Annotated in this window: 13 protein-coding genes; 8 read left to right on the top strand and 5 right to left on the bottom strand. The window is 33.4% G+C overall.

Annotated features, from left to right (window positions below; all coding sequences use genetic code 11):
* The 5 genes from paaI (at position 1) to ACTS9J_RS09900 (ending at position 5,617) form a co-directional block, all read left to right on the top strand.
* Entirely contained in the window at positions 1-417 is a 417-nt protein-coding gene (paaI, locus tag ACTS9J_RS09920) for a hydroxyphenylacetyl-CoA thioesterase PaaI (protein WP_291076575.1), read from the top strand.
* A 77-nt stretch (positions 418-494) separates the two neighbouring features.
* Positions 495-1,700 (top strand): 3-oxoadipyl-CoA thiolase, encoded by a 1,206-nt coding sequence (pcaF, locus tag ACTS9J_RS09915; protein ID WP_448353174.1) that lies wholly within the window; start codon positions 495-497, stop codon positions 1,698-1,700.
* Between the two features lie 156 nt (positions 1,701-1,856).
* Positions 1,857-2,450: an acyltransferase gene (locus tag ACTS9J_RS09910; RefSeq protein WP_448353173.1), complete on the top strand. Its 594-nt coding sequence runs from the start codon at positions 1,857-1,859 to the stop codon at positions 2,448-2,450.
* Between the two features lie 151 nt (positions 2,451-2,601).
* Positions 2,602-4,653, top strand: a complete 2,052-nt coding sequence (paaZ, locus tag ACTS9J_RS09905; RefSeq protein WP_291075514.1) for a phenylacetic acid degradation bifunctional protein PaaZ — start codon at positions 2,602-2,604, stop codon at positions 4,651-4,653.
* 208 nt (positions 4,654-4,861) lie between these two features.
* Positions 4,862-5,617, top strand: a complete 756-nt coding sequence (locus ACTS9J_RS09900) for an enoyl-CoA hydratase/isomerase family protein (RefSeq protein WP_219035115.1) — start codon at positions 4,862-4,864, stop codon at positions 5,615-5,617.
* 52 nt (positions 5,618-5,669) lie between these two features.
* Here the strand turns inward: ACTS9J_RS09900 and ACTS9J_RS09895 are convergent, their stop codons facing one another.
* The gene (locus ACTS9J_RS09895; protein WP_416411042.1) at positions 5,670-6,566 is read right to left on the bottom strand and encodes a hypothetical protein; all 897 of its coding nucleotides are present in this window, start codon (positions 6,564-6,566) and stop codon (positions 5,670-5,672) included.
* A gap of 87 nt (positions 6,567-6,653) precedes the next feature.
* Here ACTS9J_RS09895 and ACTS9J_RS09890 point away from each other — a divergent pair, with 87 nt between their 5' ends.
* Complete coding sequence (locus tag ACTS9J_RS09890; RefSeq protein ID WP_125350278.1) at positions 6,654-7,088, top strand: FKBP-type peptidyl-prolyl cis-trans isomerase; 435 nt, start codon at positions 6,654-6,656, stop codon at positions 7,086-7,088.
* Positions 7,089-7,134: 46 nt separating this feature from the next.
* Here the strand turns inward: ACTS9J_RS09890 and ACTS9J_RS09885 are convergent, their stop codons facing one another.
* The 4 genes from ACTS9J_RS09885 to ACTS9J_RS09870 form a co-directional block, all read right to left on the bottom strand.
* Positions 7,135-7,266, bottom strand: coding sequence for a hypothetical protein (locus tag ACTS9J_RS09885; protein ID WP_257468234.1), 132 nt, complete (start codon positions 7,264-7,266; stop codon positions 7,135-7,137).
* 85 nt (positions 7,267-7,351) lie between these two features.
* A complete protein-coding gene (locus tag ACTS9J_RS09880; protein ID WP_291047571.1) occupies positions 7,352-9,637 on the bottom strand; it encodes a GH92 family glycosyl hydrolase in 2,286 nt (761 codons plus the stop codon).
* 89 nt (positions 9,638-9,726) lie between these two features.
* On the bottom strand, positions 9,727-10,383 hold the full coding sequence (locus tag ACTS9J_RS09875; RefSeq protein WP_219035112.1) for a 3-oxoacid CoA-transferase subunit B: 657 nt from the start codon (positions 10,381-10,383) through the stop codon (positions 9,727-9,729).
* Positions 10,384-10,389: 6 nt separating this feature from the next.
* Positions 10,390-11,103, bottom strand: a complete 714-nt coding sequence (locus ACTS9J_RS09870) for a CoA transferase subunit A (protein ID WP_038331757.1) — start codon at positions 11,101-11,103, stop codon at positions 10,390-10,392.
* Between the two features lie 209 nt (positions 11,104-11,312).
* Here ACTS9J_RS09870 and ACTS9J_RS09865 point away from each other — a divergent pair, with 209 nt between their 5' ends.
* Both ACTS9J_RS09865 and ACTS9J_RS09860 read left to right on the top strand, forming a co-directional pair.
* Positions 11,313-12,188 (top strand): sensor histidine kinase, encoded by an 876-nt coding sequence (locus ACTS9J_RS09865; protein WP_448353470.1) that lies wholly within the window; start codon positions 11,313-11,315, stop codon positions 12,186-12,188.
* Complete coding sequence (locus ACTS9J_RS09860; protein WP_291047557.1) at positions 12,181-12,867, top strand: LytR/AlgR family response regulator transcription factor; 687 nt, start codon at positions 12,181-12,183, stop codon at positions 12,865-12,867. Before ACTS9J_RS09865 ends, ACTS9J_RS09860 begins: the two co-directional genes overlap by 8 nt.
* The last annotated feature ends 65 nt before the right edge of the window (positions 12,868-12,932 follow it).

Here is a 12,932-nt window from a genome sequence, read left to right as displayed (position 1 = left end):
ATGGAACCACAAAAGTTATTAAATAGAATGCTTGACCACGATAAATTTAGTGAATGGTTAGGTTTAGAAGTAATCGAAGTTAGAGAAGGATATGCAAAATTACAAGCAGCAATTCGTCCAGAAATGATGAACGGAGTAGGGTCTGTTCACGGAGGCGTAACGTTTGCGATGGCAGATTCTGCGTTTGCTTTTTCGTGCAATATGTACAATAATATTTCTGTAGCCTTAGATGTTCACATTTCGTTTACGAAAGCTGGACGCGAGGGAGATGTATTTACCATTGAATCTCAAGAAGTTTCGACAACGAAAAAAACAGGTATTTACGATATCAAAGTTACGAATCAACATAATGAATTAATTGCTTTATTTAAAGGAACTTGTTTTAGAACAGGTAAACCTTTAATTGAAGAGAATTAAGTAATAAGTTGTGGGTTATGAGTATTGAGTATTTTCAACTCAAAACTTAGAACTCATTACTCAAAACTAAAGAAACAATGAACCAAACATATATTATAGATGGAGTTAGAACTCCAATTGGTAAATTAAAAGGTGGATTATCTGCTGTTCGTCCGGATGATATGGGGGCAATGGTAATCGCCGAATTATTAAAAAGAAATCCATCAATTGATCCTGCTGCATTCTACGATGTAATTTTAGGGAATGCAAATCAAGCAGGAGAGGATAACCGTAATATAGCTCGTATGTCGGCTTTATTATCTGGATTACCTTACACAGTTCCAGGTGAAACAGTGAATCGTTTATGTGCTTCTGGCTTATCAGCTGCAATTGCAGCATCGAGAGCAATTCAGGTTGGTGATGCACAATTAATGATTTCTGGTGGAGCAGAATCGATGACACGTGCACCTTTAGTAATTTCTAAATCGGCTTCTCCATTTGGTGGTGATGCACAAATTTATGACTCAACTTTTGGTTGGCGTTTTATCAACCCAAAAATGAAAGAAATGTGGGGTGTTGATGGAATGGGAAATACAGCGGAAAACTTAGCAGAGCGTGATAATATTTCGCGTGAAGATCAAGATTTATTTGCGGTTTGGTCTCAACAAAAAACGGCTGCTGCCCAAGTGAATGGACGTTTAGCGAAAGAGATTGTTCCTGTTGTTATTCCACAACGTAAAGGTGATGCTATTATTTTTGATATAGATGAATTCCCAAAGAATAATACAACAATGGAGATTTTATCAAAGTTACGCCCAGCTTTCAAAGCAGATGGAACGGTAACTGCGGGTAATGCTTCTGGGCTTAATGATGGTGCGGCAGCGAATATTTTAGCTTCTGAACAAGCGATTAAAGATTTTGGTTTAGCACCAATGGCACGTATTGTTTCTTCTGGTGTTGCAGGTGTTGAGCCTCGCATTATGGGAATTGGACCAGTGAATGCAACTAAAATTGCATTAGAAAAAGCTGGTTTAACAATGAATGATATTGATGTAATTGAATTAAATGAGGCATTTGCAGCGCAATCTTTAGCATGTACGCGTGCATTAGGTTTAGTAGATAACGATTCTCGTATCAATCCAAATGGTGGAGCTATCGCTTTAGGTCATCCACTTGGAATGTCAGGAGCGCGTATCTTAAATTCTGCGGCTTACGAATTACAAGCAACAGGAAAACGTTATGCATTGGTTACAATGTGTATCGGTTTAGGACAAGGTTACGCTGTAATTATTGAAAGAGCATAAAAAATAGATTCTAGTATTGAGAAGTTAGATATTAGATTTTAGTGATGTTGAACTTGTTTCAGTATCACATTAACTTAATGAGATTCTGAAATAAACACAGAGTGACAATTAAATAAAATCTCATTACTCAATACTACTATCTCAAATCTACAAATTATGATTTACGAATTCAAAGGATATAAACCCGTTGTTCATCCAACAGCATTTATTCATCCGCAAGCTGTAGTGACAGGAAATGTGATTATTGGGAAAGATGTTTACATTGGTCCAGGTTGTGCGTTACGTGGTGATTGGGGACAAATTATTATCGAAGATAATTGCAATGTACAAGAAAATTGTACGATTCATATGTTTCCAGGAACAACAGTTCAATTAAAAGAAAAAGCGCATATCGGTCACGGCGCAATTATTCACGGCGCAACAATTGGTCGTAATTGTATGGTTGGGATGAATGCAGTTGTTATGGATAATGTTGTGGTAGAAGACGAATGTATTGTTGGTGCTTTAGCTTTTGTAAAGGCTGATACACATATTCCGACAAGAAGTGTTGTGGTTGGAAATCCTGCAAAAATCGTAAAACAAGTTTCGGATCAAATGATCGAATGGAAAGATCAAGGTACTCAACAATATATGCAATTACCAAGTGATTGTCATGATAGTTTAAAACCTTGTGAACCATTAACAGAAGTTCCAGATTATTATTACGAGTCAATGGCTTCGAATTATAAAACGTGGAATGAAAGTAAGTAAAATGTAAAAAGTATTATGTAAAATGTCATACTGAACTTGTTTCAGTATCACACTTAAATTTAATGAGATTCTGAGATGAACTCAGAATGACAAAAACTTATAACTTAATACTTACGACTTATAACTAAAAAAATACACAAACAACATAAAAATGGCTAAACAATTAGAAAATTATGCTTTAGGACAATGGACAAAAGGTTCGTCTGAAGGGCAAATGTTATATAACGCCATCAATGGCGAAGAAATAGGAACTGCATCATCAGCTGGATTAGATTTCGGTGCGATGATGGATTATGCACGTACAGTTGGTGGACCAGTTTTACGTAAAATGACGTTCCAAGAAAGAGGTTTAATGTTGAAAAAATTAGCCTTATACTTAATGGATCGTAAAGAAGAATTTTACACGGTTTCTTGGGCAACAGGTGCGACTCGTGCAGATTCTTGGGTTGATATTGAAGGAGGAATTGGAAACTTATTTGCCAATGCATCTTTACGACGTCAATTCGGAGATCAACCATTTTATGTTGAAGGAGAAACGCATAAAATCTCTAAAAACGGAACATTCTTAGGTACACATATTTTAACACCAAAACGAGGTGTTGCAATTCATATTAATGCATTCAATTTCCCAGTTTGGGGAATGTTAGAAAAAGTTGCGGTTAATTTATTGGCTGGAGTTCCAGCTATTGTAAAACCTGCGACAATTACTTCTTTCTTAACGGAAACTGTTGTTCGTGCAATCATTGAATCTGGAATTTTACCTGACGGTGCTTTACAATTAATCACAGGTTCAGCAAACGGAATTTTAGATAATGTAGAGTCAGAAGATGTTGTAACATTTACAGGTTCTGCTTGGACAGGACAAATGTTAAAAGCACATCCAAGAATTACTTCAGAAGGTGTTCCATTCAACTTAGAAGCAGATTCTTTAAACGCTTGTGTTTTAGGAGAAGATGTACAAGTTGGCTCACTAGAATTTGATATTTTTATTAAAGAGGTTACACGTGAAATGACAACTAAAGCAGGACAAAAATGTACAGCGGTTCGTCGTGCATTGGTGCCAGCTCATTTGGTTGAGGATGTTCAAATCGCTTTAGGACAACGTTTAGCAACGACTACAATTGGAGATCCAAATGTGGAAGGTGTTCGTATGGGAGCTTTAGCGGGAGCAGCGCAAGTAAAAGAAGTTCGTGAGAAAGTAGAAGAATTAGCTAAAACACAAGAAATTATTTTTGGAAACTTAGATAATTTCGAAGTAAAAGGTGCTGATAAAAACAAAGGTTCTTTTATTTCTCCAATCTTATTTTTAAACAACGATCCATTCAATAAAACGGACGTTCACAACATCGAAGCTTTTGGACCAGTTTCTACGATTATTCCTTACAACGGAACTGCCGAAGCAATTGACTTAGTTCGTATGGGGAAAGGATCTTTAGTTTGTTCGATTGTTACTGCGGATAATGATATCGCAACAGAATTTGTATTGAATGCAGGTTCTTTACATGGACGTATCGTTATTTTGGATGCAGAATGTATAAAAGAATCGACAGGTCACGGATCACCACTTCCATTATTAGTTCACGGAGGTCCAGGTCGTGCAGGTGGAGGAGAAGAAATGGGAGGTAAGCGTGGTGTATTACACTATATGCAACGTACAGCAATCCAGGGTTCTCCAAATAAATTGACGGCAGTTACGCAACAATACCAATATGGAGCAGATTATATCGAAGAAGATAAACATCCATTCGCGAAGCATTTCGAAGAAGTAAAAGTTGGTGATACATTAATCACAGCAAAACATACGATTCAACAATCAGATATTAATGCATTTGCAGCTTTATCTGGCGATAATTTCTATGCACACGTTGACGCAACTTCTTTAGAAGGAACTATTTTTGAGCGTAATGTTGCTCACGGATACTATTTATTGTCTAAAGCGGCAGGTTTATTTGTTTTAGCGAAAAAAGGTCCAGTTTTATTAAACTATGGTTTAGATGAATGTCGTTTTGTGAAGCCTGTATATCCAGGTTCTACAATTGGAGTTCGTTTTACGTGTAAAGAAAAAATAGATCAAGAGAAAAAAGATGAAAACGATGTGGCAAAAGGAATTGTTCGTTGGTTAGTTGATATTTACGACGAAACGGGAGAAACAGTTGGTATTGCAACAATTTTAACAATGGTTAAAAAATTAAATCAAGATTAATATAATGTGAGAATGTGGTAATTTGTTAATGAGAAGATGATTTAGAATCATTTTCAAATTGAAAAATTACGTGAAATATTTGTCATGCTGAGCATGTCGAAGCATCTCAAATTATTAATTGTTTTGATTCAAACAATTAAACATATAATGAATAATTTATTAGTTAAATTTGCTCATTACCACATTTAAAAAAATTATCAAATTAGATATGGAAGCATACGTAAAATCAGATATACAAAATGGAATTGGTACAATTGAATTCTTTCACCCGCAAAGTAATTCAATGCCAGGTTCTCAATTAAGAAATTTAGCAACAGAAATTGAAAAATTAGGAAACGATGACGAAGTAAAAGTTATTGTTTTAAAAAGTGCTGGAGATAGAACATTCTGTGCTGGTGCATCTTTTGACGAATTAATTTCAATCAAAGATCGTGAAACTGGTCTAGAATTTTTCTCAGGATTTGCACATGTTATCAACGCAATTCGCAAAGCACCAAAATTTGTTTTAGCACGTATTCAAGGTAAAGCAGTCGGAGGTGGAGTTGGAATTGCTTCGGCAGCAGATTATACTTTTGCAACAGAATTTGCATCTGTAAAGTTATCAGAATTAGCAGTAGGTATCGGACCGTTTGTAGTTGGACCTGCTGTAGAACGTAAAGTTGGAAATTCTGCTTTTACACAAATGGCGATTAATGCAACTGAATTTCAGTCGGCTGAATGGGCTAAAGAAAAAGGTTTGTATGCAGAAGTTTATGCAAATTCAGTTGAAATGGATGAAGGCATCGATATTTTAGCTAAAAAATTAGCTAATTCAAATCCAGAAGCAATGAAACATTTGAAACGTGTTTCTTGGGAAGGAACAGAAAATTGGGATGAGTTATTAATCGAGCGTGCAAAAATTTCGGGTGAATTAGTTTTATCAGAATTTACGATTAACGCGATTAACAAATTCAAAGCAAAATAAGAATACAATATAGTTTATAAAAAAATCCACTTCAAAATGAAGTGGATTTTTTTTATAATTTAAAATACTCGTCTTTATAATATTTACTTTTCTTTACATATAAAATATCTTTTTCTGGATTGAGAATTAGATTGAAACGTTTAATCAAATCGCCACCCATAATATTTTTGTGTTGAATTTTTATTGTACTATCAAAAAATGACATTGGTACATTTTTGAATGTTTGATTTGCCAATTCGAAATTAGGTAAAATTGATTTTTTGGAAAGTATTACATTACCAGCAGCATCATTTAGTTTTGATTCTCCAATAATTTCAAATTTTTCTAATAATTTATTTTCTTTGGCAAAATCATCCGAAATCATCAATGCTCCAGAAAAACCTGTGTGAATCATAAACTCTGTTTCAATCGGTTTTTTGTCAATAAATGGAAAAGCTTTTATATACAGTGTTTCTTGAGAATATCTCGAATTTAATTTTGTATACTTTTTTAGTTTGGTAGGAGCTTTATTATAAACATATAATTTATTCTCATCAAAATTGATTTCTAAATATTTTCCTTCAAAAAATTTCAAACCAATTTTTCCATCACTCTCATGTCCAGATTGTTTGTCAATAAAAATTGGAATTTTGCTGAACTCTTCATTACCAAATTTAATCACATTGCTTTGACTCATTTTCATATCCGAATATCCAGCCCAAGATGTCACATTGTTTAAGGTATCAGAAATCGAAATAGATTGCATTTTTTTATACGAATCTTCAATAATTGTAATATAATCAGAGCCTGTATGTAACATCAATTGCACCGTATCTTTTTGATTGATAATAACTGGTACTAAAATATTGTTGTATTTTGTTAATCGAAATGGTATTTCTTTTACGATATTCTGCCCGAAAATTACAATTGAAATAATAGTAAAAAGTAACGAAAATATTATCTTTTTCATTTAGTTGTATAATTTCATTAAAAGTAAACTAATTTGTAGAAATGATTAATATGCTATAATTAAAAATATTCCTTTTAAATTTGTGGTATGGGAGTAGCTGAATTATTACTAAAACGCAAACAAGAATTGATTGAAAAGAATAAAACTGAAGGTTTAGCTTTTCGAGAAGAATATAAATTGAAAGAAGGTGTAACCGAAACTGAAAGCGGATTATTGTACGAAATAATCACATTGGGCGAAGGAGTGAAGCCAACTTTATCCGATACAGTTTTGTGTCATTATCATGGAACAAATATCAAAGGTGAAGTTTTTGATAGTTCGGTTCAACGTAAGAAGCCAGCCGCTTTTCCTTTGGAAAATGTAATAAAAGGATGGGCGGAAGGAGTACAATTAATGCCAGTTGGAAGTAAATTTAGATTTGTTGTAAAACCAGAAATTGGTTATAAAGATCGCGAAATTTCAAAAGAATTAGGACCATATTCTACCATGATCTTTGAAGTAGAGTTGATGGGGATTTTATAAAATATTAAAAAACAAAAACCTCCAAATTTTGGAGGTTTTTTTATGCTTAATTTTTTGCGTTATTGCGACGTTTTTTCTTTAAACGATTCGTTTGAACTAATTGTTTATGTTTTGGATCTTTTAATTTATCCACTAAAACTTGTAAATGATTTTCTTCTTTTTTTGCCTTTTTAGCCATTTTTCTTGGTTTTAAATTTGATTTAAATTAATCATTATTCCTCAAGTAGTCAAACTTATTTATTTAATTATAAAATATTTAACGTTTATTTTTTAGGTTTGTCACTCATATAAAAAATGATTTTTCCGCCATTAACAATATCAAAATGATTCAAATTAAAAGATGAAAAACTCTTTCCGTTCAACTCTATTTTATGGATGTAAACATTCTTCTTCGATTGATTTTTCACTTCAATTTCAAATTGTTTTCCATTCTCTAAATTCAATATAGCATGATCTACCAAAGGACTCCCAATTGCGTAATCTGTCGATCCTTGCTGAACAGGATAAAAACCTAAAGCACTAAAAATATACCATGCACTCATTTGTCCAGTATCATCATTTCCACCCAAACCATCAGGCGTTGGCTTGTATTGCATATCCAAAATCATTCTGATTTTTTCTTGTGTTTTCCACGCTTGTCCCGCCCAATTATACAAATACGCAACGTGGTGTGCCGGCTCATTTCCATGAACATAACCTCCAATTATTCCTTCACGCGTAATGTCTTCTGTTTCCGCAAAATATTCGTCAGGCAAATGCATCGTAAATAATTTGTCCAATTTTGCTCCAAACTTCTTTTTTCCACCCATTGCTTCAATTAATCCATTTGGATTTTGAGGAACAAAAAAGCTAAAATTCCACGAATTTCCTTCAATAAAACCTTGTCCATGTGTATTCAATGGATCAAATTCTTTCTTGAAACTTCCATCCGCTAATCGAGGACGCATAAATCCAATCGAAACATCATAATTATTTTTCCAATTCTCAGAACGCTTCATAAATGTTTCATATACATCCATTCGATTCAATTTTTTTGCAGCTTGCGCAATCGACCAATCATCGAAAGCATATTCTAACGTATTCGAAATTGATGTACCATTTTTCTCAGCTGGAATATAACCTTTGTCGATATAATCGCCAATTCCTTCATAATCACGTTTATTTGCCGTAACAATACACGCGTCCAAAGCAGCATTTGCATCTTCGTTATAAACACCTTTTACAATCGCATCTGCAACAACTGTAACAGAATGATAGCCGCTCATACACCAGTTTTCGTTGGCATAATGCGACCAAATTGGCAACATTTTTATTGGATTTTGCTCATAATGTTTCATCATCGATTTTACCATGTCATTGTTGCGTTTTGGTTGAATGATATTGAACAACGGATGCAGTGCACGATAGGTATCCCAAAGTGAAAAAGTGGTGTAATTTGTAAAATCTTTGGCTTGATGAATTTCTTGATCCAAACCTTTGTACTGCCCATTCACATCCATATAAGTTGTCGGATTGATGAAGGTATGATACATCGCTGTATAGAAATTTATTTTATCATTTTCTGAAGCTTTAATCTGAATTCGATTCAATTCCTTGTTCCAATTTTCTTTTGCTTCGTTACGCACTTGTTCAAAATTCCAATGTGGAATTTCTGTTGTCAGATTTTCTAACGCATTGGTTTGACTGACTGGAGAAATCGCAAATTTGATTTTTACTTTTTCATCTTTTTCTGTATCAAAATCGAAATACATTTTGATCTTTTTTCCTTCGATTAATGGAAAATTCTGAGTTTCGTTCCATTTACGCCAAAAACCTTTGTAATCAACTTGTCCGTCTTCATTTTTCTGTCCATAATTTTTAAATGGTTTTGAAAAAGTCATCGCAAAATAAACCGTTCTATTTCTTGCCCAACCTCGTGTTTGTCTATAACCCGTAATCAATGTGTCATTCACCACGCGAACATACGTCCATGTATTTTTGTCATCATAATTATAAATTCCAGCATTCAAATCCAAAATAATATGCGAATCAATCGATTTTGGAAATGTATATTGATGAAAACCAACTCGAGTAGAAGCGGTCATTTCTGCCCAAATATTATAATCATCCAATTTGACTTTGTAATATCCAGTTTCGGCAGTTTCGTTTTGATGCGAAAATCGAGAACGATAACCGCTATCAGGATTTTGAGCAGTTCCGGGATTTAATTTTAATTTTCCAACGGTTGGCATAATTAAGAAATCACCCAAATCAGAATGTCCTGTTCCATTAAAATGTGTATGACTAAATCCAGTTATTGTTTTATCTTCAAAACGATAACCCGCACAATAATCATAAACTTTTGGATTGTATTTGTGGTTGATAGCATAAGGAATAGAATCTGTTTCTGGGCTTAATTGAACAGCGCCAAAAGGAACAGTTGCGCCAGGGAAAGTATGTCCCATTTTTTCTGTTCCAATCATGGGATTGACATATTTTACTAAATTCTGTTGCTGCGCAAAAGCAAGAGAATTGAGTGAAAGTAGAGCGATTACTAATTTTGTTTGCATCGATTTTTAAGTATTAATTTGAATAAAGTTAAACAAATCGAGCATAAAAAAAGGAAAGCTTTTTAACTTTCCTTTCGAATCTTTATTTTTTATAAAATCATTTCGGGAATTTCTCCTTCAATAATTAATTTTCCTTCAGTTGCATTTTTGATGTCTTCCACAGAAATTCCTGGTGCTCGCTCTAATAATTTGAAACCACCTTCTGGTAAAACTTCTAAAACAGCTAATTCAGTAACAATTTTTTTGACACATTTTATTCCTGTTAAAGGAAGTGTACATTCTTTTAGAAGTTTAGATTCTCCTGCTTTGTTCACATGTTGCATGGCTACAATAATATTATCAGCCGAAGCTACTAAATCCATTGCACCGCCCATTCCTTTTACCATTTTTCCAGGAATTTTCCAGTTGGCAATGTCTCCATTCTCCGAAACTTCCATTGCGCCAAGAATTGTTAAATTGATTTTTCGTGCGCGAATCATTCCGAAACTCATCGTCGAATCAAAGAAAGCTGAACCTGGTAAAGTTGTAATCGTTTGTTTACCCGCATTGATAAAATCAGGATCTTCTTCACCATCGATAGGGAAAGGTCCCATTCCTAATAATCCATTTTCTGATTGTAAAACAACATTTACATTTTCGGGAATATAATTAGCAACCAACGTTGGAATTCCGATACCTAAATTCACATAAAATCCGTCTTGTACTTCTTTTGCAATACGTTTTGCAATACCATTTTTATCTAACATTTTCTTTTATGATTTAGGTTGAACAGTTCTATTTTCGATACGTTTCTCGTATTTCGCACCTTGAATAATTCGATTGACATAAACGCCAGGCGTATGAATTTGATTTGGATCTAATTCTCCAATTTCTACCAATTCTTCCACTTCGGCAATCGTAATTTTTCCACACATAGCAGCTGGATGATTGAAATTTGCTGTTGCACCACGGAAAACTAAATTCCCCGCTGTATCACCTTTCCACGCTTTTACAATTGCAAAATCAGGCTCGAAAGCATATTCTAACAAATATTCTTTTTCGATTCCGTGAAAGGTAAATTTTCTGATTTCTTTTCCTTCAGCGACTTCAGTTCCAACTCCAGCAGGCGTAAAAATTGCAGGCATTCCATAACCAGCAGCCATTAAGCGAGTAGCTAAAGTTCCTTGCGGAATCAATTCAACCTCTAATTCACCTGAAAGCATTTGACGTTCAAATTCTGCATTTTCTCCAACATAAGAAGAAATCATTTTTTTGATTTGTCGTCCTTGTAATAATAATCCTAAACCAAAATCGTCTACACCTGCATTGTTACTAATACACGTAAGGTTATTGATTTTTTTGTCTACCAATCCTTGAATCAAGTTTTCAGGAATTCCAGAAAGTCCAAAGCCTCCAACAGCAAGCGTCATTCCGCTTTCTACGCCTTGTAGCGCTTCTTCGATGCTGTTTACTTTTTTGTTTATCATTTTTGTTGTGTTTGATCAAATATAATTCTAATGTTAAAGATAAATAAAAACCATTCATATTTCAATTAACCTACAAAAATCTTAGGTTAACCTCTTAAATTTAGATAACAAAATATCGATATATACTTTTGTTTAGAAGATTATATGAGGACATGATAAAGTTGTGCAAGGCTGAGAATCGAAATTTATTTGAAAATATCTTATTGTTAGTGTTCTTTTTGGTGAATTATTTCGTGTTAATTCCAAAATTATATTTTCAGAAACGTTATTTTTTCTACATCGTTATTCTCATCATTTTCTTTTTTGTGGTGTATAAAGTTCCAGAATTTGCGTTTCATTTTAACAAAGTTCCACCAAAAATTCCGCCTTTTAATCGTTTTGAGTCTCGAAAACCGCCTCGTAATTTTATGATGTGGAGCCCGAAAATTATTATGTTTTCGATGATGGCGATTGTTTCGCTTTTTATTCGACAAAATAAACGTTTTCAGGAAATGAAAAATGAAAAACAATTGTCTGAAATTGCTTATTTAAGAGCACAAATCAATCCACATTTTTTGTTCAATACGTTGAATAATATTTATGCTTTAACGCTTCAAAAGTCAGATTCTGCTTCGGATGCGGTGATGAAATTATCCAAAATGATGCGATTTGTAGTTTCAGATTCTTCCAAAGATTTTGTGCCTTTGCAACAAGATTTAGATTATATAAAGAATTATATTGAGTTGCAAAAATTGAGATTAACGAACAAAGAATCTGTTATTTTTGAGGTCGAAGGAAATTCTGCAGATTTAAGAATTTCGCCATTAATTTTAATTAATTTTATCGAAAATGCATTTAAATATGGTGTGATTGATGAAGCTTCGGAACCTGTCATTATTTCGATAAAAGTTGAGCAACAAACACTATTTTTGAACGTAGAAAATACCATTTCGAAAGAGGTAACTCCTGAAACTGAAAAAAGTGAAATTGGTTTGAAGAATACGAAAAAGAGGTTAGATTATTTTTATACAAATCATTATAAATTAACTATTCATAATGATTTATCTAAATTTATTGTTGAACTAAAAATTTTCTTGAATGATTAAAGTAATTGCGATAGATGACGAGCCTTTAGCATTAATGGTAATCGAAAATTATTGTTCGAGAAATGAACATGTCGAGTTAGTGAAAACATTCTCAAATTTGAAAGATGCACAGAAATATATCAATCAATTTCCAATCGATTTGATGTTTTTGGATATTCAGATTTCGCGTACGAATGGAATGGAATTTTACAAAAATTTAGAAAAGAAAATTCCTGTTATTTTTACTACGGCTTTTGCAGAATATGCGGTTGATGGTTTTAATGTTGCGGCGATAGATTATTTGTTGAAACCGATAGATTACGATAGATTTGAAGAAGCAGTGAATAAAGCGGTGCTGATTTTGGTGGATAAAAAACTGAATGAAGACAAAGAGTTTTTGACAATTCGAGCTGATTATAAACTGAATAAAATTGCGTACGATGATATCGATTTTATTGAAGGTTTGGACGATTATGTAAAAATTCATCTCGCAAACGGAAAACGAATTACTGCTCGAATATCGATGAAATCTATCTTAGAAAAACTGCCCGATCAACTTTTTGTCCGAGTTCATCGATCTTATATCGTTTCGATAAAAAAAGTGAAATCAATTCAAAATAAAGTCTTATATTTGAAAGACGAAGAAATTCCGATTGGTGAAACGTATAAAAATGTCATTCTAGAATTTTTCAAAATTTAAGAGGTTAAGAAAATGGAAAAAAAAGTGATTAGTCGATTTATCGTAAACATTTTTTTTTCCAATTT

Source organism: Empedobacter sp. ULE_I140 (genome assembly GCF_053482575.1).
This window is presented reverse-complemented; position numbering and strand designations above follow the sequence as displayed.